Here is a 23,438-nt window from a genome sequence, read left to right as displayed (position 1 = left end):
AGGATGAAAATATATATAAGTATTAGTTTATTATTAATGTCATTTTTTATAAGTGGCTGTAGTATTTTAAAAGAAGGTTTAGCATCTACTATGGAAGTTCCAACAGTTAGAGAAAATAATTTAATGCTCAAACACATGGAAATATCTTCAGATGTCACTTGGCCAAAAAAGATAAGTGAACCAATAAGTAGCGAGCAAAAAGTAAAACTTACTAAACTTCTTATGTATGACCCATACTATGCAACTGTAAGCCATACTGATATTATTCAAAGAGATGCTTTAGGTTTTTCAGATGTTGTTATAAATATATTTCATTAATGACGAACCTAAAATAGCTATATTAATATTTCTTCTTTTTATTTTAGTTTATTCTTTGTCACTAATTGCTGATCCCAAATATCCAAGAGAACCAACTACACCAGCTAGACTTTTTTGCCAGTCTGCTGGCATAAATACGACTTTAGAATTATCAGATTCTGATAGTTCTTTCACACCGTCAATATATCGTTGTGCTAGTAAATAGTTTGGTGCCATTTCTCCTGAAGCTAATCCTTGATTTACAATTAACATAGCTTTACGGTCTCCATCTGCTAGTTCAACTTTTGCTTGTGCTTCAAGTTTTGCAGCTGCTAGTCTTCCTTGTGCTTCTAAAATTGTAGCTTCTTTTTGACCTTGGGCTTTAGCAATTGATGCTTGTCTATCTCCATCTGCTATTAATATTGTAGCTTCTCTATCTCTATCAGCTGCTGCTTGTCTTTCCATCGCCTCTTGTAGGTTATCACTAGGGCGGATATCTTGAACTTCTAAGTTTCCAAGTGTAAGACCCCATCCCGTTAGTGAATCTCTAATTTTTTCTGCAACTTGTGCTTTAATTTGGTCGCGTTGAGAAAGTGATTCATTTAATGTCATACCACCAATTACTGCACGGAGTGTTGTTGTTGTCATATTAGCTACAGCTTTCTCAAAATTACTTATAGAATAAGACGCTTTTCCTGGGTCTGTAACACGATAAAAAACTACGGCACTAATGATTACTACAGCATTGTCTTTTGTGATTACTTCTTGGTCTCTAGTTTGTTGAATAAGCTCTTTTGTTATGATTTTATAAGCTACACTATCAACAATAGGAATAAGTAAGCTTAATCCAGGCAATAAAATTTTGCTGTATTTTCCTAATCTTTCAATAACCCATTCTTCACCTTGTGGCACAATACGCACCATTTTAGATAGGGTAAATATTACTCCGACAACTAGTACAAGTGAAAAAATAACACTAATATCTACAGGTTCATACATTATAACTTCCTTTTATTTTTTTTCAACAACGAGGGTATTTCCACGGAGTTCAACAATTTTAATTTCACTACCAGCTTCCATTGCACCATTGATACAAACTGCTGGCCAACTACGAGTTCCAAGAATAGGTTCTAATAATTCAACTTCTCCCTCTTTATTATCACAAAGAGATGTAATGATGACCCCGTAGTTACCAATAAATTCATTATGTGTACCAACACGAGAAGAGGGGGAATCTGCTATGCGATTTTTTTTAAAAATCACAACACCAATAAACATAAAGATAGATGCAACAATAAATTGCCAAAAGAGAGATTCAGGTGATAAGTATGCCACAAGTGCAGAGAATAAAAAACCTATTCCCGCAAAAAGAGCAAAAAAAGTGGGAATGTTCATTTCGACAATAAACGCTAAAATGCTCAATATTAACCATATATAGTATGACATTCTTTATCCTTGTATAAAAGTAGAAGCATGTTTTAGAGAAAGCTGATTTAGTTCTTGTAAACGAGGACCATTTATAAGTTTTATAAACACGCTAATAGAAATAATAACTAAAGGAATCATGATCTTTCCACTTACTAAAAAAAGTACAATCCCACCAACAGTAATGACTTCAATCAAAGACCATATAATAAAAAGTGACGAAAGGTAATTACTTATAAATGCAGGCTCATCTGTTTTTTCTTCAGTAGTTTCTTTTTTCTTGAAAATAGAATTAGATGCAAGTATTTTATTACGAGTTATATTCACAATAATAATTAAAACTGCCAGAACAGCTATTGATGAGTATTCAATTGTAGTTAGCATGTCTAAATCTGTTAAAATTGGTGTAATAGGAGAATACTCATATATATAGATAATAAGTAAACCATATATAATATCTCCCATTACTAACATTAAATGTACAATTCTAAACGATTTCATCTTTTTACTAATCAACTCATTTACTTCTGCCATTATTATCCTTGATTTAATATTACTAAGAGTATATAGTATAAATGCTTAATGATAAACAATTTTTATAGATATTTTTATGATGGTGAACAAGTTAAGCAAAAAAATGGGGATTCAATTACTGGGCTGTAAGTGTATGCTCTGAGGTGTATATTAAGGGATTAAAAAATAGTTATTAAAAAGAAACCAGAAATGATATAAATTATGATAAAATGTGTTTTAAATAATGAAAAGTAGTATGATGATAGATAAACAAAATGTATTGAAAGCACGCATGTATATAGAAAATTATTATATTTTAGATGTAAAACACATTGGCAGGAATGTCATTATTTATCTTGCTGAAGATATGAAATCTAATCTTGAAGTATGGTTACACGAGTATTTCCCAGAGTCTATAGCGAAACGTTATCATAAAAGTAATGGACAATCTACAGTATATGTTCATCCGACACAGAGTGAATTATTTCATATAGGAAAGATAGAATTTCAAAATCTATATAATAACCTGAAAATGGTGAATCATCCTTCTATTCCAGCTGTCCATGAACTCTTAGAATCTAATGGGACAATATATGTATCAACAAAATATAATGCAAATACAACAACACTTCGGCACCACTTAAACAATTCTGCAAAAATATTTTTAGAACAAGAGATTGGTACTCTTGCACTTAGTATCAGTAGAGCTTTTGTTCTTTTACAACAACGCAAATTGCAGGTGTGTTTATTAAATCCAGAGACTTTTCTGATTGATAATAAAACACAAGAACCCATAGTAGCTTATGCAGAATACATTAATTTTGATGAGCAGACGATACAGAGTTCAATTTATGAGCTTGGAAGGTTACTATATGAGATGATTGACAAAGAAAATTTTACAAATAGTGAACTTTTACAACCGTTGAAACCAAATAAAGTTTATTCAGCAGGATTATGTGGATTGGTTAATCGTATTATTTTGGATAATTCATCTAAATCTTTTAAAACATTTCAAGAGTTGCAAACTTTATTACAAAGTTACCAAGTTACTTCATCACTATCTGAACCAATTGGAGAAGAAAAAATAGAGAGTAAATTTTCATCATATCTTAGTCTAGCAAGTATTATCTTTACAGTTATTTTTATATATCATATATTTACTCAAGCAGATGTTGATGCTAAAAAATTAACTTGGTTTGATTCTATACGATATCATCTTGTTGCGTACTTTGGCAATGTGAAAGGACAAAGTGCATTGGGACAAATGTATGAAAAAGGTTATTATGTTGATGTAGATATGAAAGAGGCGATAGTTTGGTATAAAAAAGCTGCAAAACAAGCTGATGTTGATTCACAGTTAAGTTTGGCAAATATATATAAAAATGTTGAGTTGGTTAAAGATGATAAAGCAGCTTTGGAAATTCTTTCACAATTGGCAAGGACAGGTAATCTTTATGCGCAAAAAATACTTGCTTATAGCTATATGGAGGGGGAAGGTGCACCACAAGATTATAGACAAGCTATGTACTGGTCCAAAAAAGCTCAAGAGCAGGGTGACGCATACTCATGTGGAGCTATCGGATGGATGTACGGATCTGGACATGGAGTTGCAAAAGATCTGACAAAAGCACTTGGTTGGTTTAAAAAAGGGATTGATAGAAACGACACATATTCCAAACAAGAGTTTGTTAAGTTAGAAAAAGAAATAAAAAAGTTAGCTGAACTATCTTTGCATCAAAAAGGTGCACAAGAGTATAGTTTGGGATATCAATATGAAAAAGGTAGCACAAGACAAAAAAACCACAAGAGGGCACTTGAACATTATATGATATCGGCAAAACTTGGCAATGTAGATGCAGAGTTTAGATTAGCTCAGCTTTATGAACGCAGTGAGCAGATTCCCAGAGATTATTATTCTGCACTTTATTGGTATAAAAAAGCTGCAGAACATGGAGAAGCATTGGCATATTACCGTGTGAGTAAATTGTATCGTGCGGGTCATGGTGTAAAAAAAGATGACAAGTTAGCTCTCAAGTGGTGTAAAGAAGCTGCCCAACGTGGACTGGGTGTAGCACAGGGCATAATGGGTTCTTGTTATGAGTTTGGTTGGGGAACGCATGTCAGTTATACTAAAGCTCGCTATTGGTATCAACTAGCCATAGAAAGTGGCTATGAAAATGCTGTAGGAAGACTTGAAAAGCTAAACAAAAAAGTGCAGGCGAAAAATAAACTTGTTATTATTAGAAAAAAAGAACAAGCTCAACAAAAAAGACAGAAATATTTAGTAAAACAACAAGCTCAGCAAAAAAGACAGCAATACTCAAGACCAAATAATTATACTACTGGCCCTGTTAATATTCGTAAGTGTCTTGCTTGTCACGGTCAACACTTTGAAAGACATGCTCTGGGTAAATCTGCGATAGTAGCAAATATGAGCAGTAGAAATATTGCAATAGCTTTAAAAGGTTATAAGAGTGGAACATATGGTGGTCCCATGAAAGCTTTAATGAAAGGACAAGTGGCAAGATACTCAGACACTGCTTTAGAAGCTTTTTCAAAAACTATAGGTCGCTAGAAAGTAGCTCCTCACTCTTGAAAAAATCTGAGACAAGATAGTCATAATACATCACCTATAAATATAAGAAAAAGCATTTTTAACCAAAAAAGTGTATAATTACTTTTTTTAAGATAAGGAATAAAATATGAAAAAATTAATACTATTATCAACAGTTGCATTGGCACTTATGTTTAGTGGATGTACACAAGAAACACAAAATAAGATAGGCAGAAGTATCCAAAATTGGACAGGAACTAATGGAGTCTTGGATATTTATATGGGTGAAAAACTTGTGAAAAGATTTATAAACATAGATAAATTATCAACCGCAGAAGCAACACAAGGTGGAGCATCTAGAACTTACAGATATGGTTATGGCATCTTAGATGAAAACCAAAATCTTAAAGCAGATGCAGGTGAGAAAAAGCTTTATTTTGAGATAAGTGATTATGCAACTTCTTATATATTTTATGAAAATCCACAAGCAAAATAATACATGAACACCTTAGAACTTTTCAAATATATGGTTTCAAAAAAAAGTGAAACACCTGATGATGGTGGACTTTTAGAGTTTATTCAAATATATTTACCAGATTTTAAAGCCATACGAGTAGATATAGAAGATGTGAAAAATCTTTTTATTTATAAGAAGTTCTCAGAAGGTGAGCATCTGTGCTTTGCGGGACATGTTGATGTTGTTCCTGCTGGAGAAGGGTGGAATACAAATCCTTATGAAGCTACACAACTAGATGGATATATCTATGGTCGTGGCACTCAAGATATGAAAAGTGGTGTGGCTGCATTTACTCAGGCTGTAAAAGAGGTAAAAGATTTTAATGGAACTCTTTCACTTCTTTTAACTTCTGATGAAGAGGGCGATGCTACTTATGGAACTGTGAAAATGCTAGAGTATTTAGAAAAAAATTCTATGCTCCCAGATGTTGTTGTTGTTGCTGAACCAACTTGTGAAGAACGATTTGGAGATGCTATAAAGGTAGGAAGAAGAGGTTCTATAAATGGTTATATAACTTTAAAAGGGAAACAAGGTCACGCAGCTTACCCAGAAAAAGCTATAAACCCTATACACAATATAGCATCTAGACTTTTTGATATGGCAGGGATTAATTTAGATGATGGAGATGAGTTTTTCTCTCCTAGTAAATTTGTTATAACAGATATTCGTTCAGGTATGCAAGTAACAAATGTAACACCAAATCATCTCGACATGATGTTTAATGTCAGAAACACAACTCTTACAACGGGGAAAGAAGTTAGAGCATTTGTAGAAAAAAACTTAGAAGGTTTAGACTTTGAGTTAAAACTCACACAAGGCTCATACCCTTTCAAAACAGATACAGATACGAAAATAGTTAAACACATAGATGCAGCCATAGAAAGTGTAACAGGTATAAAACCTAAACACTCAACAGCAGGTGGTACTTCAGATGCTAGATTTATGGCACCACTTGGCATAGATGTTATAGAGTTTGGAGTTATAAATGACACCATTCATGCTGTAAATGAAAGAACGACATCAAAAGAAGTTGTAGAACTTTATGAAGTATTTAAAAAATTAATCAAGGATTACTAGATGAAATTTGTTCAAACTAAAAAAGCACCATCAGCCATAGGACCATACTCACAAGCAGTTGTAGCAAATGGCATGGTTTATACTTCTGGTCAAATCGCACTTACTCCAGAGGGTGTTATGCTAGAAGATGATGTGGTGATTCAAACTAAACAAGTTTTAAATAATTTACAAGCTGTTTTAGAAGAAGCTGGTAGTTCTATGAGTCAGGTAGTAAAAACTACTATCTTTATAGCATCTATGGATGACTTCAGTGTTATAAATGAAATATATGAAGAAGCATTTGGTTCACATAAACCAGCTCGCGCAACAGTTGCTGTAAAAACACTCCCAAAAAATGCTCTTGTTGAGATAGATGCAGTAGCACTAATAAATAACTAATACAATGAAGCAAAAATCAGTATCATTAATACTTGTATAAAATAGAGTCAATTTCAGGCTGTTCAATAGGGGCTTTAATAGGTGGTTTTTATGCCGCTGGGAAATTAGATATATATATATAATGACTTGAGAATATCGATACCTTTGATATGTTAAAGCTTTTAGATTTTAAAGGTTCTGGTGGACTTGTTTCAGGCGATAAACTTATGGGTACGCTAGAAGAGATGATTGGTGATAATGATATTGAAAATTTACCAATAAAGTTTACAGCAGTAGCTACTGCTATAGAGAATGAAAAAGAAGTATGGATAAACAAAGGTTCTCTTTTTAGTGCTATAAGAGCCTCTATATCTTTACCTGATTCTATACAATCAATTCCTATATCCAAAAGTGAATAAAAATACTGTAGATTTTATTATTATTTAAGCATTAAAAATATACAATTCTTTTCAATGACCGACAGTCAGTCATTTATATTTAAGGACAAGTATGGCAATTATAGTAGACAAAGTACAAAAACGAAGAGATATAGCACTTTCTTGTAAAGAACTTTTTTTCACTCAGGGTATTAAAAATCTAACAATTTCTCAAATTGCTAAAACAGCAGGTGTTGGTAAAGGCACTCTTTATGATTATTTTAAAAATAAAGAAGATATTGTTTTTGAAATTGTAAACATAATGATACATGAGCGAAATATTTTGGTAGAAAAAAGAATCTCGCAAACGACAATAACAAAAGAAAAAATTAAACTCTTTAATACATTTTTTTATAGTGAGGAAGATATGGAACTTAGAGGACTATATAAAGAGTTTATTTCTATCTCTTTGAGTTCTCCTGATGAAAAAATGATTGAGTTTCAAACTCAATGTTTTGATGGGTATTATGCGTGGTTTGAAAAAATTATTGAAGATGGTATAGAAAATGGTGAGTTAATTCCTCAAGCTAGAAAACTAGTAAAAGGGATATTTGTAACATCAGAAGGTTTATTTATTTCAGATGCTGCAACAAACTCTATAAATAATCTTCAAGAAGAGTTAGAAAATTACATAGATGCTATATTTGAGTTAATAGAGGTGAAACAATGCTAAGATTTTTAATATTTTTAGTCCCAATTTTTTTATATGGAGATAGTTTAAAATCACTTTTAGAATTTGCTAGTACAAACAGTGATTTAGTTGTGTCGAAAACTTACTCTAAAGAGTCAAAAAAGAGTTTAGTAGATGCAAGAAAAAGTGCTTACTATCCAACCTTAGATGTTGGTGCATTTTATCAAAATTTAAATGAAAGAACACCTATGCAAGCAGGTGACATATACAGTGGATATGCGAAACTCTCGTTTGATATATATGATGGTGGAAACAAATCTAACTTACTTTCTCAAAGTAAAAATGAACATAAAGCTTCAGAGTTTGATTTAGCATCTACGAAAAAGAGTTTAGGTTTAAAAATAACAGAGAATTTTTTTAATATAAAAAGTTTACAAGCGACCTTAGCATCTAGAGATGAAGCTAAAAAATCTTTACAAGAACAGTTAACTAGAATGAAAAGATTTTTCACTGCAAAACTCGCAACAAGTGATGATGTAGATAGACTACAAGCAGCTTATGATACAAATATTTTTGAGATGGAATCGATTCGTTTGCAAATACTTACAATTCATAAAGCACTAGAACTTAATGTTGGCAAAAAAATCATATCTTTAGATAAATCTAGTTTTAAAGAATATGCCCAGTCAGATATGCAACTAATAGATAGTACAAAATCTTTAATGGCTCAAAAGGATGCACTAGTTGATGGAGCAAAATCAATAGACAGTGTTTACTATCCAAATATAAAAGTAGAAGATACTTATAGTGCTTATGGGTACAATAATACAGATGCTCTTCATCCAAAAGGTTTGGACAATCAAAATAAAATCATGCTCTCTTTAAATATGCGACTTTTTGATATGGGGACAGTATCTAAAAACAAAGAGGCGTTAATGATTAACTCTCAAGTTGTAAGTACGCAAGTAGCATACGCACATAAAGAACAGCAGATGCAATATGAATTGGCAATTATAAGAATAAATATAAGTAATATTAAAATAAAAAGTGCAAAAAGTGCTTTAAAATCTGCGAATAGTGCATTTTTTAACAATTAGTAAAAAATATGATGCAGGGATAGTTGATAATGTTGTTTACCTAGATGCTTTAAGCTCTCAAACAACTGCTAAAGCCTTATATGAAACATCGTTAAATGACTTGGAAGTCGCTTTTGCAACTTACTATTACTATGCAGGAAAAAATATAGAGGAGTTTATAAGATGACAAGAATAATTTTAAGTTTAATGGTGTTAATGGCGAGTTTAAATGCCGCAGAAATATATGCAACATTTAGCATAGAGGCAAAAAAAAGTGCAAATTTAGCTTTTTACTCTAGTGGAATTGTAAATAAAGTTTTTGTTGATGTTTCAAGTAGAGTAAAAAAAGGTCAAAAATTAGTAGAGTTGCAAAATGATGATCTAAAAGCTTCTCTTCAAATAGCAAAAGCTTCACTTAAAGATGCTGAGGTTACACTAAAATATGCTAAAAAAGACTATGAAAGACAGCTTTTAATAAAAGACTTAATAGATGAAGCAAAATTTGATAAATATCTATTAACATATGAAAAAGCAAAAGTTGCTATTGTACGAGCTGAAGCAAATCTTGCTTATCAGCAATCACTCTTAGATAGAACACTTATAAAAGCTCCTTTTGATGGTGTGATATTTGAAAAAAGTGTAGAAGTTGGTGATGTTGTAAGTGGGATGATGCTCCGTACTGTTTTTAAGATTCAAAGTCAAATAGATAGAAAATTGATTTTAGAGTTTGATCAGAAGTATTGGAAAAAGGTTAGAATTGGCAACAGTGTAAAATACACCGTTAATGGGGATAAAAAAGTATATACTGGAAAAATATCGAAAGTTTATCCATATGCTAACTCAGAAAACAGAAAAATCAAAGCAGAAGTAAAAGTTAAAAATTTTATAGTTGGTTTGTTTGGAGATGGGTATATTTTAGTACCTGATGATAAGTAATTTTTATGTATAAATATGCAATTAATAAACCAATAACAACTCTCATGTATGTTATTACCTTAGTTATATTTGGAATGATGAGTTATAAATCTATGCCTTCATCTTTATTTCCAAATGTTGACTTCCCTATCGTTACAATCAAAACGATTTACCCAGGAGCTGAAGCTAGTACTATTGAATCTCAAGTTACAGATAAGATAGAAGAAGCAGTATCTAGCATCGGTGGGGTTGATAGTATTATATCAAGCAGTAGTGAAGGTATAAGTGTAGTTACTATTAAGTTCTTTCTTGAAAGAGAGATAAATGAAGCTACAAATGATGTTAGAGATAAAGTTTCAGCAGTTATTCTTCCTAGAGATGCGAAAACTCCACTTGTAAGTAAGCTTGATATTGGTGGGGCATCTATAGTAAATATTTTTGTTACTGCTAAATCTAATACAGTTGAAAACCTAATGGTTTTTGCAGATGAAAAAGTAAAACCAAAACTGCAAAAAATTAATGGAGTTGGTGGTGTAAATATTATAGGTTATCAAGAAAGAGAGATTAAAATATTTCCAAATCCTAGACTATTAAACAAGTTTGGTATAACTATTCGTGAATTAAATGAAATTGTAAAAAATGAAAATGTAAAAATTGGTGGTGGAAAACTAATAACTTCAACGCAAGAGTTTATTTTAAAAACAAAGTCAGATGCTTTAAGTGTGGAAGAACTTGAAAATATTAAAATTAAAGATGACATTAAATTAAAAGATATAGCAGTAGTTGAAGATACTCTTAGTGATGCTAAAAGTTATGCCTCTTATGATGGTGTTGAGGGTGTAATGCTTGAAGTACAAAAAATATCAGGTACAAATACTATAGATATAGTAAAGCGCGTAAGAGCAGTTGTCCCTGAGTTGCAAATATTATCTGGTGAAAAGTATGAAGTCAAAGTTTTAAACGATACAGCACCATTTATTGTTAACTCATTAAAGGATGTTGAGTTTGACCTTATTTATGGGGCGATTTTAGCTGCAATTATAGTCTTTGTATTTTTAAGAAACTTAACTATAACTCTTGTGTCAGCTCTTTCTATTCCAGCATCTATCATGGGTACTTTTGCTTTGATGGATTATATGGGATTTGATTTAAATAAGATGACTTTAATTGGGTTGACTTTAGCTATTGGTATTATAATTGATGATGCTATTGTTGTGATTGAGAATGTTTATAAAAAGATGGAAGAAGGCATGGGAAAACTCGAAGCAGCAGTTGAAGGAACAAAAGAGATGGCTTTTACCATTTTAGCAATCTCAGCGATGCTTTTAGCTGTTTTTATTCCTGTGTCTATGATGAGTGGTATAGTTGGAAAGTTTTTTGAGTCATTTGCCATGACAGTTAGTTTTGCGATTATTATTTCTTACACAATTGCTCTTAGCTTCATACCTAGTATTAGTGCGAGAGTTTTAAAAAAGGGTGAGAGTAAGTTTTATGATAAAACTGAAGTTATCTTTGTTGCGATAGAGAAGATTTATGAAAAAATTCTAAAGTTTGTGTTGAGATTTAAAGTAAGTACACTTATTTTTGTTTTTATTGTTTTCTTTGCATCTCTGAGTTTATTTCCAAAAATAGGCATGGACTTTATACCAAAAGAGGATAAATCAGAGTTGGAGATAAAGATAAAGGCTGTTTCAGATATATCTTTAAAAGAGATGATTAGACAATCAAAAATAGTTGAAAATGCAGTTAAAGAGAATAAAAATGTAGTTTATACAACTCTTAATATTGGATATACAACTGCACAAGAAAAACATAAAGCCATTATATATGTTAAGTTGCTAGAAAAAGACACTAGAGTATTGACTCAAGAAGAGATAACTCAAAATTTTAGAAAGATGTTAAAACAGTTTTCAGAAAAGATGTTTATAACAGCTGCTGCTATTCCAAATATAAAAGGTGCTGGTGCATCTGTCCCTTATCAGATAGTTTTAAAATCTGACTCTTTTGATAAATTGAAAATAGCAAAAAAGAACTTAACTGAGTATATGGCACAAAAAGAAGGTTTTGTTGATATAGATACTAATCTTGATGATATGAAACCTCAAATAGATATAAATATACTTAGACACAATGCAAATAGATATGGTATCTCTGCATCTAAGATTGCTCAAGCAATATCGACAGCATTTTCAAGTGATATAGAGATTTCTTACTTTGAAGAATATGGAAAACAGTATAACATTACGCTGAGGTTTAATGATGAAAATAGAGTTGGAATTGAGGATATTAAAAAGATTCAGCTTCGTGGAGTAAATGGAGAAATGATATATTTAGACGGGCTTGTTACCTTAACTTCAAGTGAGGCTATGGCATCTATAAATCACTTTGATAGACAAAGACAAATTACAGTATTCTCTGACCTCTTTGGTCTTGATTTAGGTGGAGCAGTTTCATATACTAGAGCTAAAATTGATGAATTATTACCAGAAGGTGTTACTTATAGATTTACAGGCTTTGCAGAAGAGATGGAAAAAACAGGTAAAGCTTTTGGTGTCGCTATCGGTCTTTCTGTGATTTTAATGTATATTATTTTAGCTATTTTATATGAGTCCCTTATTCAGCCTATTATAATTATGATGGCACTTCCTCTTAGTATTATAGGTGTTTTGTTGGCTCTTTATATTTCAGGCTTACAATTTAGTCTTTTTGTTATGATTGGGTTTATGTTGCTTATGGGAATGGTTGGGAAAAATGCAGTACTTCTTGTGGATTTTGCAAATGGCGCTATGGCTAGAGGAAAAAATGCGGATGAGGCACTCATAGAAGCTGGTGAGAAGAGATTAAGACCGATACTAATGACAACTGTAGCTATGGTATTTGCAATGCTTCCACTAGCTATTGGAGATGGTCTTGGAAGTGAAACTAAAGCACCAATGTCTATTTCTATCATTGGAGGATTAATCAGTTCTATGGTTTTAACTTTGCTTGTTGTCCCTGTAATGTATAAACTTATAAATCCCGTAGATAGATTTTTGAAAAAGTTTTATGAAGTAAAAAAAATTAAATAATAAGAATAATCTTATGAAATATATAAAAAAATTATTGCTCTTAGTGCTTGTATCTACACTAAATGCTGATCAGTTTTCATTTCAATTTAACAATGATTTTTTTGCAGGAACTGATCAACACTTTACAAATGGGGTGGCGATAAGCTGGCTTGATGATACATTTAATCGAGATGATAATTGTACTGAAGAAAATTATTTATCTTTAATACTAAGTATCGCTGATAAAAATCCTCTTAAAATTAGTGAGATAAATTCTCATTATAATCTTGGTATAAGTATTTCTCAGATAATAATAACACCTATGGATACAACAATCTCGATCCCTCAATATGATGATATTCCTTATGCTGGATATTTAGCACTCTCTGCTTATCTCTTTGAGTGGAATACAAATAGTTTTAACGAGTTTAGAATTGAGGTTGGTGTTGTCGGAGAAGAAGCTCTTGGAGAGCAAGTCCAAAATGGATTCCATACTCTTATTGGAAATGAAAAATTAAAGGGTTGGGATACACAACTAGGGACACAATATACAGTAAATGCTTTATTTAGACATGGTGATATAAGTTGGAAATCACATAAAAATGAAGGCTTAAGTATGGACTGGTTTAACCACTATGGTCTTAATATTGGTAATTTTATAGCAGATGTTTTTGTTGGAACTATGTTTCGTGTAGGCGAGAACTATGTAGAAAATTTTAATGTACATTATCCATACTTAAGAGAAGAAGCATCTCTTCTTCAACTTGCAAAGCAGAATCGTGGTTTTGGATGGGCATTAAGTGCAGGACTAAATGGAGAACTATTAGCATATTCATATATTTTAGATAAAGCAAAAGATGAAGGATATGAAACTAGTAAAAGAGTTTTTAATGCCTCTTTATATATCGGTATAGATTTATTATACAATGTTCATAAAATTACATATTTTTACCAATCTCAATCAGCATATACATACAAACAAGGTAGCCCTGATACATTTGGTGGATTTATGTACTCCTACCAATTTTAAGTAATAACACTTAGCAAGTTTATAGTATACTTTCAATAGTGGTTATCAAAAAAACTACTACTAGGAGAAAGTATTTGTCAACTAAAAAAGAGCAAAGAAGAGAGCAGATTATGCAAAGTGCATTGGAACTTTTTGCCTTAAAAGGTTTTTACAATACAACTATTCCTGATATTGCATCTTCATTGAAGATGAGTGTTGGAAATATGTACAACTATTTTAAATCAAAAGATGTTTTAGCAAAAGAAATTATTAGATATATATCTGTTTATCTTGGTGGAAAAATTAGAGAAGTAAATGAACTTGATATTTCAACAGAGCAAAAGACAAGAAAAATCATAGAAGTTTACTTTAAAACAGCTTCTCTTAGACCTGAAATGATTGATTATTTTTTAAGAATTTATCTTTCAAATCGTGAAGTTTTTAAAGATGGATGTGAAGGTATGCTTTGTGTAAATGAGTTTGTTACAGAGATAATGATTTACTTTGAAGAGGGCGTTAAATGTGGAGATTTGAGAGATCAAGATTTTTTCAGTGCCTTTGGTCTTTTTATGGGTTATCTCGGTGGAATGGTGTTTTTAAAAGGTGAAGATATTTTACCTAGAGAACTAAATGAGTATGTAGATGATATATCTTTAAATATTTACAGAGCCTTAAAAGTATAGATGCTATGAGTAAAACAAGAGTATTATGGCTAAGTGCAATAGCATGTAATGGTAATACTCACTCTTTTTTAAACTACCCCTTTTTAGAACAATTTTTAAATGATTTTGAGTTTATATATCATCCTGTAATTGATTCAGAGTATTCACTCCAAGAGATTGTTAAAAATGATATAGCTTGTGATATTTTACTTATTGAAGGCTCTATCACTTCTGAGTTTAAACGGGCAGATGTTCCAGTTACTAAAATAATTCAAAAATATTCAAAAATTGTTAAAAAAATCGTAACAGTTGGAACCTGTGCAACCTTTGGTGGAATTTTTAAAGATAGTGAGTATAAAGATGTGTCAGGTTTGCATTTTGATGAAGAAAAATTAAGTGATAGATTTAAGCATCTACGCTCTAAAAGTATCTCAATTTCAGGTTGTCCAATCCACCCAGAAGTTTTGGTAAATACTTTGTACTCCATAAAAAAAGATGTTGAGTTACAACTAGATGCTTATTTTAGACCAAAAGAGTATTTTGCATATACAGTTCATAATGGCTGTGTTAGAAATGAATACTTTGAGTATAAAATTGATGAACATAAATTTGGGAGTTAGAAGGTTGTATGTTTTATGACCATGGATGTCAAGCTCCATTTACTCATGGAAGTTGTAACAAAATACTATGGAATGAAGTAAACTCAAAAACAAGAGCAGGACTTCCATGCATGGGTTGTACAGAACCTACCTTTCCAAAACAAAACCTTTTTAAAACAAAAAAAAATATGGGAATTCCTGAAAACCTTCCTTTAGGAGTTAGTAAAAGAGCCTACTTAACATTAGCTGGAATAAGTAAAGCTTTTAAAATAAATAGATTACAGAAGAAGTTATTTGATGATTAAATTAATAGAAAAAATAGAAGGTGAAGCGAAACTAAACTTTAAATTTAAAAATAAAAAGATTGACTTTATAGATATCGAGTTTATGTCAACAAGAAGTATAGAGAAAATTTTAGAAGGGAAACCTGCCCAAGATGCTCTTGTTATAAACCCTAGAGTTTGTGGCATCTGTGGACATGCTCACTTAATAGCTACGGTTAAGGCTCTTGAAGCTTGCTATGATGATTTAAAAATTTCAAAAAAAGCTGAAATTTTAAGAGAATTAACACTAAACTTTGAGTTAATTCAAAATCATTTTAAATGGTTCTACTTAACTATGCGACCTCTTTTTGGAGAAAAACAAGAACTTTTAAAAGCTACCTATCCAGCACAACTTATGGCGAAAGCTATTGCTATTTTTGGAGGACAATACCCTCATACCTCTTATGCTATTATTGGTGGAGTAGTTTGTGATATAACAGAGATGGATATTATAAAAATCACTCATTATTTAGATGAAACTGTAAAGTTTTTTAAAGACAATGTTATAGATGGGGAAGATGATAATCTTTTAGCATGTACAAATGTTGATAAAGTTTTAAATAAAAAAGGTGATCTCGCAGATATTTTAAAAGAGATAAAAAAAAGAGAATGGATGAATCTTGGAAAGAGTTATGACAGATTTATAGTTTTTGGGCAAAATAGTTACTTTAATAGCGGTAAATCAGTAAAAACTAGACTAATGCAAAATCTATCATATAGCTATGTAAAAGAGGAGCAAAGTAATAACTCTTTTGCAAAAAATGTAAGTTATAAAGATAAATACTTCGAAGTTGGACCATTGGCTCGTGCTATGGTAAATAAGGTTCCTCTCATTAAAGATGCACATAGAAAATATGCTGATAGTATATTTACAAGAATTTTAGCTAGAGTTTGTGAAACTGCACAACTCTTAGCACACTCTAAAAAACTTTTAAAAGAGTTAGATTTAAGTGAGCCTTCTTATATAAAACCATCAGTTGATATATCAAAAATAAATGGAATAGGTCAAGGAAGTGTAGAAGCAGCGAGAGGCTCTTTAATACACAAAGTAGAGTTAGAAAATGGAATTATTAAAAATTATGAGATAATTACTCCAACACAGTGGAACTTGAGTGGTGGAACTAAAAAAAAACAAGGAGTATCACAAAAAGCAATGATAGGCTTAAGTGATGTAAAAGTAGCAGAATTGGTTTTTAAAACTTTTGATGTTTGTTCTGTTTGTACTACTCACTGATAAATAATGTTAGTTTTAAATATTATCTACATAATCTGAGAATAGGCTGTGTTATTTATTTGCTTAGATTTTAAAAGTTTGGAGTGGAGATTCATTCTCTGGAGTGTATTTTTTTATCTATAACAGAATATGTCATTTTATGAGAAATATATCTTCTTGCCCCTTGTTCTATTCCATATATACCATTATAATTATTAGGCCAAGGCTTTATCTTTGATAATGGGTCAGAATAATCATCAGGATATTCTAAAAAATCATAAATAGCTATTACAGAACTTTCAGAAAGTCCACCTGCTTTTGGTTCTGGTAACACTTTGTCTATTTCAACTGAATAAGCAATAATTGGAGATTTTGAATCAATTGCTGCTTCATTTAAAGACATTTTACAATCACGCCAATTATCAATACCATAAAAAAATTGAGGAGGTAGTGAAACTTTATCAGATTGGTCTGGATTTTCAGGATCAGTTTGTAATAGTCTATAAAGTTGATTTCTTAATCTTTCTTCTGAAACTTCAAATGATTTTAGAAATTGAGGAAGTTTTATATCTTTTTTTAGTTCTAACGATTTATATAGTATCCTTGCAGCACGAATCCAAGTTACTCTATCGTTATTTAAGTCTTTTAAAAGAGTATAAGTCTCATCAAATCCATCTTTAGCAATCAACAAATTAATTTCATCACTTTCTTTTTGCCTATCAGATAACTGATTTTTGTTGTTGCTTATATATGTTATTGAAGCGATTAAAACACCTGAACTAATAGCTATTGCTGGTAAAGTTCTCATTTTTTCTGGATCAATACAGTCCTCTGGAATAAGCCCAAATATATTTGCCATAGCTACTATTAAAGTAATTACAACAATAAAAATTAGAAATTTAACAACTTTATCCATGACCTTGCCTTCTTCTATATAATAATTATTTTGTTAAGATTATACACAAGAAATAGAGTATATGAAACTTTTATGTCAATATGAGATATTTTAATAAATTTGGAATTATAGTTTTTGATTTTTGAAGGTATGAAGAAGGTGGAAGAAGTCTAAAATAGTCACTTTTTAGACTTCTGAAAATTATTAAGAGTTATAGTTTATTTGTTTCTCTAAAGAAAGAGAGCCATCAAAAAGTGTTTGCTCATCATAAGCTTTAGCAATTAGTTGAAGTCCAACAGGCATACCATCTGCATTTTTAGATATTGGAAGTGCAAGAGCAGGTAGTCCAGCAAGATTTACAGAGATTGTGTAAATATCACTTAGGTACATATCCATAGGATTTTTTAATTCTCCAAATTTGTTAGCAGTTGTAGGTGCAACAGGAGATAAAATCAAATCAACTTCTTCAAATATTTTTGCATAGTTATCTTTTATAATATGTCTTGTTTTTTGTGCTTTTACATAATAAGCTTCATAGTATCCACTAGAAAGTACAAAGTTACCAAGTAAGATACGACGCTTAACTTCATCTCCAAAACCATTGCTACGAGTTTTTATAAAAGTATCTTCAAGGTTTGAGCCTGTTATACGATTTCCATAACGGATACCATCATATCTAGCTAAGTTTGTTGTAGCTTCTGCAGTTGCTGTGATGTAGTAAGCAGATATATCAAACTTAGCATCCATCATCTCTTTTTCAACTATTTCATGTCCAGCAGATTTTAAAGCATCTATGGCTTTTTCATAAGCATCTTTAACATCTTGACTTGCTTGAGCTAAATATTTTGGAAGTATTGCAATTCTTAGTTTTCTATTTGGATTTAAATTTGGAGTTACTTTATCGTCCATCTTTGCATTAGTTGAGTCTTTGTCATCAGAGCCACTTATGATGTCGTAAAGAATTGCCGCATCTTCAACATTTTGTGTCATAGGACCTATCTGGTCAAGGCTAGATGCATAAGCACCAAGACCATAACGACTAACTCTTCCATAAGTTGGTTTCATTCCTACAATCCCACAAAAAGCAGCAGGTTGACGGATAGAACCACCTGTATCACTTCCTAAAGCTGCTATAGCCAAACCAGCACCAACAGCAGCCGCACTTCCACCAGAACTTCCACCTGGAACACAATCAGAGTTATGAGGATTTAAAGTTTTTCCATAAAAACTTGATTCAGTAGTTGAGCCCATAGCAAATTCATCCATGTTTGTTCTACCAAATGGTGACAATCCAGCCTCTGCCATTTTTTCAATTACAGTAGCATTATATGGAGAGATGTAACCTTGAAGAATATTAGACCCAGAAGTAACAGTCCAGTCTTTTACTTGAATATTGTCTTTTATAGCGATAGGAATACCATCACCTTTTTCATTTACATCTATATAAGCATTTAATTCAGAATTTTCTTTTATCTTTATTTTTAAATCTTTTTTAAATTTATTTAATGCATCTTTATCTAATTTTAGAGCTTCTTTTAATGTAATCACTAGATTGCCTTATTTGAATTTTTTAACAGCATAGATGCCAATACCAACCATAACAAAGATTAGAATAATACTAATGCCTATAAATGTTAAAGAGGTTGGTTCTGAAAAATTAAGCACTTACAACTCTTGTACATCTTTGACAAGTTGTATCTTCACTTTGTGCTTGATATTTCCAGCATCTCGGGCATTTTGCTTGAGTTGCTTTATATATAACAAAAGTATCATCTTCTACTTTAAAACTACCTAGTTCTTCTTTAGCTTTTGTATCTGTTAGTGCAGAAACAACAAACCAATCCTCAGCATCTATAGAGTCCATTTTAAGGGCAATAGTAGAATCAGTTGAAATGGCTAACTCTAAAGTATTTTTAATGATTTTTTCTTTTTTAAGAGAGTCAACTATAGTTCCAAAACCAACTCTCGCTTTAGTCATATACTCAGCATTAAAGCTAGACTCACCAGTTTGGATAGCTTCATAAGTCATATCAAAAATAGTCTGGGCATCGCCTCTTACAATAGCTGGAGCATTTTCTACAATCTCATCAGCAGTGTAAGTTAAAATAGGAGCCATGATAAGAAGAAGTGATTTTGTGATGATAGCCATAGCACTTTGACTTGCCATTCTTCTTTGGTCATTTTTAGCGTTACAGTAAAGAGAATCTTTTGTCATATCAATGTACATACCACTTAGTTCATTTACAACAAAATTATTTAAGATACTCATACCATTAACAAAGTTATACTCTGCAAAAGACTTATGAACATCTCCAAGTACACTTTGTGCAACATCAAGTATCCACTTATCTAATTCACCCATATCTTCATAACTTGTAAGATTTTCTAAGTCATTTATGTTTGCAAGCATAATTCTAAAAGTATTTCTAAGTTTTCTATAGTTTTCAGAAGTCTGTTTTAAAATTCCTTGAGAAATTTTTAAGTCACTTTGGTAGTCACTAGATGCTACCCAAAGGCGAAGGATTTCACTTCCGTATTCTTTTAAAACTTTCTCCGGAGCGATAACATTACCTTTTGACTTAGACATTTTTTTCGCCCTTGTCATCAACAGTAAAACCGTGAGTTACAACACCTTTATATGGTGCTCTATGCTCAACCGCACAAGATAAAAATAGAGATGATTGGAACCAACCACGATGTTGGTCTGAACCTTCTACATATAAATCTGCTTGATATTTACCAGCGTCATAATTACGAGATTTTAAAACACTATTCCAAGTTGAACCACTATCAAACCAAACATCTAAAATATCAGTTACTTTTTCTAGTTCATCAGCTTTATAGCCACTTCCTGGATATAAAAGACTCGCTATGTCCATTGAGTACCAAGCGTCACTTCCTTGCATCTCAAAAATCATAGCTACATAGTTTAAAACTTTTTCATCAAAAATTACTTCACCAGTTGCTTTAACTCTAAAAAATGCGATTGGAACACCCCAATCTCTTTGACGACTTATACACCAATCAGGACGATTTTCAACCATAGAAGTTAGTCTCTTTTTACCACCTTCAGGTATAAAAAGAGTTTTTTCAATTTCATCTAAAGCGATATTTCTAAGAGTTTTATCTTGTCCCTCTGGTTTTTGATCAACAGAGATAAACCACTGTCTTGTCGCTCTAAAGATAAGAGGAGTATGACTTCTCCAACAGTGTGGATATGAGTGAGTGAATTTAGACTCATTAAGAAGTGCATCACCTAAAAGCTCTAAGATTCTGTCGTTACATTTGAAGATAAGTTTACCAAGAAACTCTTCTGGGTTTGGAAGTAGTTTTTCTTTAACAATAGTCTCATCAAAACAACCAGTCTCATCAACAGGCATGATAACTTCTAAATCATACTTAAGTCCAACACGGTAATCGTCTTCACCATGACCTGGAGCTGTATGAACGCCACCTGTACCACTGTCCATAAGTACATGATCACCTAAAACAATTTTTGAAGTTCTACCATTTAGTGGGTTTATTGCAACTTCATTTTCAAATAGTTTAGAATCTATCTCTTGTTGGATTTCGCCTTTTACAACACCTAGTTCAAGTAAAGACTCAAAAAGAGCTTTAGCAACTATGTATCCATCTGTTGTAAGAACATATTTTTCTTCTGGATGCAAAGAAATACCTGTGTTTGATGGAAGTGTCCATGGAGTTGTAGTCCAAATAACAAGAGATGCTTTTGTAGCTATCTGTGCTTTAGCTTTTGCCTCGTCACTTAGCTCAAATGCCACATAAATTGAATGGGACTCTTTGTCTTCATACTCTACTTCAGCTTCTGCTAGTGCAGTTCTTTCCGCCCATGACCAGTAAACAGGTTTACTACGCTCGATAAGAAGACCTTTTTTAGCAACACCACAAAGAGTTCTATAAATATTTGCTTCAAATTTATAGTCCATTGTTACATAAGGATTTTCCCAGTCAGCTAAAATACCAAGTGTTTTAAATTCTTCTTTTTGAATGTCAACAAACTTCGCAGCGTGAGCACGACAAAGTTCTCTTACTTTTGAAACTTCTAAAAGCTCTTTTTTCTTTTTTCCACCAAGTTTTTTCTCAACTTGTTGTTCGATTGGTAGTCCATGACAATCCCAACCTGGAGTAAAACGAACAGACTTTCCATCAAAATAATTATGTTTAACAATAATATCTTTTAAGACCTTGTTGAGAGCATGACCTATATGAATATGACCATTTGCATAAGGAGGTCCATCGTGAAGAGTAAAACTTGGAGCATCTTTACGATTTGTTTTCATCTTGTCGTATATTTTATCTTTATCCCAAGCAGCATAACGCTTTGGTTCATTGTTTATTAGATTGCCTCTCATGGCAAAATTTGTAGTAGGTAAAAGTAGTGTATCTTTGTAGTCCATCTGTACCTCAAAAGTGTTTAAAATTTTTGGATTATACTTATAATGTGTTTAAAAGCTTCTTTAAAGTAGTTTTATAGTGCTATAATACTTTTGATAAATTTACTTTTTGGGTAGGCATAAACATGAAATTACACCTTTTATTTATAGGAAACAAATTTATATATAATGCATCTTTACATGAATATATAATGCGAAAAATCAAAGAAAAAGTTGATTTTATTGATTCCATAACTTACTTTAAAGAGAGTGATAATTCACTTTTTTTATACTTAGAAGAAGAGTTGAACTCATCTAATAAACTTATGATTATTACTTCAAAAAAACATTTCTCTACTATTGGAAAACTTATATGTACAGTTACTAGTGATAATCAAATTGTAAATGAAAATATGTTGATTCCATCAAATTCTTCCATTTTTGAAGATGCTAGTTATCTCCTAGAATATAGAGATTCTATAACAAATGTACTTCATATTGACGAGATGCAAAAGATGCCAGAAATACTTCTGCACTTAGAAGAAAGTAAAGCAGTGATTCATATATTTGAAAAAACTAAAGAAGAAGTAGCAGAATCCATTGCTCAAATAGCACAAACTTTTGATGTTAATATCAATATTATTCTTATCATAGATGGATGGTTGAGAATTGACATAATAAGTAAAAAATATGGAAATATATCAGAGTTCATAAAAGCAGCAAAAGAATCATTACCTCAAAATCTTATTCCTTCTTCAAATATCGTTGCTTTTATTATAGAAAAACTATCAAATGCAAATAAAAAAATAACTTTTGCAGAAAGTTGTAGTGGTGGTTTGTTAAGTTACTACTTTACAAAAGAAAATGGAGCTTCTAAAATTTTAGATGGAGCACTTGTTACATACTCAAACGAACTAAAAGAAAATTGGTTGGCAGTTGGACATGATACTTTAGAAAAGTATGGAGCAGTAAGTGAAGAAGTTGTAGGAGAAATGTGCGAAGGTGCTTTAAATGTGAGTAATGCTGATTATGCGTTATCTATTAGTGGAATTGCTGGAGATGGAGGCGGAACTGAATTAAAACCTGTTGGTACTGCATATATTGGAGTTAGTAGTTCAACTCATCATGCCAATTTGCATCTAAACTTAGATGGAGATAGAAACTATGTGCAACGACAAAGCGTGCTATTTGCTGTAAAAATGCTTATTTTAATTGATAAAGAGATGTTTTTTTAAATTTAAGCGAAAATTCATTGACATATAAAACCTATTTGCCTATAATTTCGTCCTCTTAATGATTTAGGAGAAAATGTCTTGTTAGCTCAGCTGGTAGAGCACGTCACTTTTAATGATGTGGCCGATGGTTCGAATCCATCACAGGACACCATTTTATTTACGGTTGCGGTGGTAGTTCAGTTGGTTAGAATACCTGCCTGTCACGCAGGGGGTCGCGAGTTCGAATCTCGTCCACCGCGCCATTTTTTTTGTTTATTTGCAC

Annotated in this window: 22 protein-coding genes, 2 tRNA genes and 1 pseudogene; 19 read left to right on the top strand and 6 right to left on the bottom strand. The window is 31.7% G+C overall.

Translation table 11 applies throughout. The features are described from left to right. The first annotated feature begins 3 nt into the window (after positions 1 to 3). Complete coding sequence (locus tag MOV50_RS01700) at positions 4 to 318, top strand: hypothetical protein (protein WP_321778715.1); 315 nt, start codon at positions 4 to 6, stop codon at positions 316 to 318. Between the two features lie 48 nt (positions 319 to 366). Here the strand turns inward: MOV50_RS01700 and MOV50_RS01695 are convergent, their stop codons facing one another. The 3 genes from MOV50_RS01695 to MOV50_RS01685 are packed head-to-tail and all read right to left on the bottom strand — an operon-like array spanning position 367 to position 2,256. Then, positions 367 to 1,296, bottom strand: coding sequence for an SPFH domain-containing protein (locus MOV50_RS01695; RefSeq protein WP_321778714.1), 930 nt, complete (start codon positions 1,294 to 1,296; stop codon positions 367 to 369). Between the two features lie 12 nt (positions 1,297 to 1,308). Next, entirely contained in the window at positions 1,309 to 1,743 is a 435-nt protein-coding gene (locus tag MOV50_RS01690) for an NfeD family protein (protein WP_321778713.1), read from the bottom strand. A gap of 3 nt (positions 1,744 to 1,746) precedes the next feature. Next, on the bottom strand, positions 1,747 to 2,256 hold the full coding sequence (locus MOV50_RS01685; protein WP_321778712.1) for a hypothetical protein: 510 nt from the start codon (positions 2,254 to 2,256) through the stop codon (positions 1,747 to 1,749). A 238-nt stretch (positions 2,257 to 2,494) separates the two neighbouring features. Here MOV50_RS01685 and MOV50_RS01680 point away from each other — a divergent pair, with 238 nt between their 5' ends. From MOV50_RS01680 to MOV50_RS01610, 15 genes are all read left to right on the top strand, one after another. Then, entirely contained in the window at positions 2,495 to 4,810 is a 2,316-nt protein-coding gene (locus MOV50_RS01680; RefSeq protein ID WP_321778711.1) for a hypothetical protein, read from the top strand. Between the two features lie 127 nt (positions 4,811 to 4,937). Further along, positions 4,938 to 5,285 (top strand): hypothetical protein, encoded by a 348-nt coding sequence (locus MOV50_RS01675; RefSeq protein ID WP_321778710.1) that lies wholly within the window; start codon positions 4,938 to 4,940, stop codon positions 5,283 to 5,285. A gap of 3 nt (positions 5,286 to 5,288) precedes the next feature. Beyond that, positions 5,289 to 6,383, top strand: a complete 1,095-nt coding sequence (gene dapE / locus MOV50_RS01670; RefSeq protein ID WP_321778709.1) for a succinyl-diaminopimelate desuccinylase — start codon at positions 5,289 to 5,291, stop codon at positions 6,381 to 6,383. Further along, complete coding sequence (locus MOV50_RS01665) at positions 6,384 to 6,761, top strand: RidA family protein (RefSeq protein WP_321778708.1); 378 nt, start codon at positions 6,384 to 6,386, stop codon at positions 6,759 to 6,761. Positions 6,762 to 6,910: 149 nt separating this feature from the next. Then, positions 6,911 to 7,159 carry a hypothetical protein gene (locus MOV50_RS01660; RefSeq protein WP_321778707.1) on the top strand — a complete coding sequence of 83 codons (249 nt, stop codon included), beginning with the start codon at positions 6,911 to 6,913 and terminating at the stop codon, positions 7,157 to 7,159. Between the two features lie 91 nt (positions 7,160 to 7,250). Further along, positions 7,251 to 7,850 (top strand): TetR/AcrR family transcriptional regulator, encoded by a 600-nt coding sequence (locus MOV50_RS01655; protein WP_321778706.1) that lies wholly within the window; start codon positions 7,251 to 7,253, stop codon positions 7,848 to 7,850. Then, complete coding sequence (locus MOV50_RS01650; RefSeq protein ID WP_321778705.1) at positions 7,844 to 8,905, top strand: TolC family protein; 1,062 nt, start codon at positions 7,844 to 7,846, stop codon at positions 8,903 to 8,905. Before MOV50_RS01655 ends, MOV50_RS01650 begins: the two co-directional genes overlap by 7 nt. Beyond that, a complete protein-coding gene (locus tag MOV50_RS01645; protein WP_321778704.1) occupies positions 8,886 to 9,071 on the top strand; it encodes a hypothetical protein in 186 nt (61 codons plus the stop codon). Before MOV50_RS01650 ends, MOV50_RS01645 begins: the two co-directional genes overlap by 20 nt. Next, positions 9,068 to 9,820: an efflux RND transporter periplasmic adaptor subunit gene (locus MOV50_RS01640; protein ID WP_321778703.1), complete on the top strand. Its 753-nt coding sequence runs from the start codon at positions 9,068 to 9,070 to the stop codon at positions 9,818 to 9,820. The genes MOV50_RS01645 and MOV50_RS01640 overlap by 4 nt, the downstream gene beginning before the upstream one ends. A gap of 5 nt (positions 9,821 to 9,825) precedes the next feature. Beyond that, entirely contained in the window at positions 9,826 to 12,867 is a 3,042-nt protein-coding gene (locus MOV50_RS01635) for an efflux RND transporter permease subunit (protein WP_321778702.1), read from the top strand. A 13-nt stretch (positions 12,868 to 12,880) separates the two neighbouring features. Beyond that, entirely contained in the window at positions 12,881 to 13,876 is a 996-nt protein-coding gene (locus MOV50_RS01630; protein WP_321778701.1) for a lipid A deacylase LpxR family protein, read from the top strand. Positions 13,877 to 13,950: 74 nt separating this feature from the next. Continuing rightward, positions 13,951 to 14,538 (top strand): TetR/AcrR family transcriptional regulator, encoded by a 588-nt coding sequence (locus MOV50_RS01625; protein ID WP_321778700.1) that lies wholly within the window; start codon positions 13,951 to 13,953, stop codon positions 14,536 to 14,538. Positions 14,539 to 14,543: 5 nt separating this feature from the next. Continuing rightward, positions 14,544 to 15,137 (top strand): hypothetical protein, encoded by a 594-nt coding sequence (locus tag MOV50_RS01620; protein ID WP_321778699.1) that lies wholly within the window; start codon positions 14,544 to 14,546, stop codon positions 15,135 to 15,137. Between the two features lie 8 nt (positions 15,138 to 15,145). Further along, complete coding sequence (locus tag MOV50_RS01615; RefSeq protein WP_321778698.1) at positions 15,146 to 15,421, top strand: hypothetical protein; 276 nt, start codon at positions 15,146 to 15,148, stop codon at positions 15,419 to 15,421. Beyond that, positions 15,414 to 16,673 carry a nickel-dependent hydrogenase large subunit gene (locus tag MOV50_RS01610; protein WP_321778697.1) on the top strand — a complete coding sequence of 420 codons (1,260 nt, stop codon included), beginning with the start codon at positions 15,414 to 15,416 and terminating at the stop codon, positions 16,671 to 16,673. Before MOV50_RS01615 ends, MOV50_RS01610 begins: the two co-directional genes overlap by 8 nt. Positions 16,674 to 16,764: 91 nt before the next feature. Here the strand turns inward: MOV50_RS01610 and MOV50_RS01605 are convergent, their stop codons facing one another. The 3 genes and pseudogenes from MOV50_RS01605 to ileS form a co-directional block, all read right to left on the bottom strand. Continuing rightward, on the bottom strand, positions 16,765 to 17,568 hold the full coding sequence (locus tag MOV50_RS01605) for a hypothetical protein (protein WP_321778696.1): 804 nt from the start codon (positions 17,566 to 17,568) through the stop codon (positions 16,765 to 16,767). Positions 17,569 to 17,751: 183 nt separating this feature from the next. After that, entirely contained in the window at positions 17,752 to 19,095 is a 1,344-nt protein-coding gene (gene gatA / locus MOV50_RS01600) for an Asp-tRNA(Asn)/Glu-tRNA(Gln) amidotransferase subunit GatA (RefSeq protein WP_321778695.1), read from the bottom strand. A 109-nt stretch (positions 19,096 to 19,204) separates the two neighbouring features. Continuing rightward, positions 19,205 to 21,965, bottom strand: a pseudogene (ileS, locus tag MOV50_RS01595) (isoleucine--tRNA ligase). 122 nt (positions 21,966 to 22,087) lie between these two features. Here ileS and MOV50_RS01590 point away from each other — a divergent pair. The 3 genes from MOV50_RS01590 (at position 22,088) to MOV50_RS01580 (ending at position 23,418) form a co-directional block, all read left to right on the top strand. Next, a complete protein-coding gene (locus tag MOV50_RS01590) occupies positions 22,088 to 23,176 on the top strand; it encodes a CinA family protein (RefSeq protein WP_321778694.1) in 1,089 nt (362 codons plus the stop codon). 75 nt (positions 23,177 to 23,251) lie between these two features. Beyond that, positions 23,252 to 23,327 (top strand) — tRNA-Lys (locus MOV50_RS01585). A 14-nt stretch (positions 23,328 to 23,341) separates the two neighbouring features. Continuing rightward, a tRNA-Asp gene (locus MOV50_RS01580) sits at positions 23,342 to 23,418 on the top strand. Positions 23,419 to 23,438 lie beyond the last annotated feature (20 nt).

The organism is Sulfurimonas sp. (genome assembly GCF_029027585.1).
Classification (GTDB): domain Bacteria; phylum Campylobacterota; class Campylobacteria; order Campylobacterales; family Sulfurimonadaceae; genus Sulfurimonas.
This window is presented reverse-complemented; position numbering and strand designations above follow the sequence as displayed.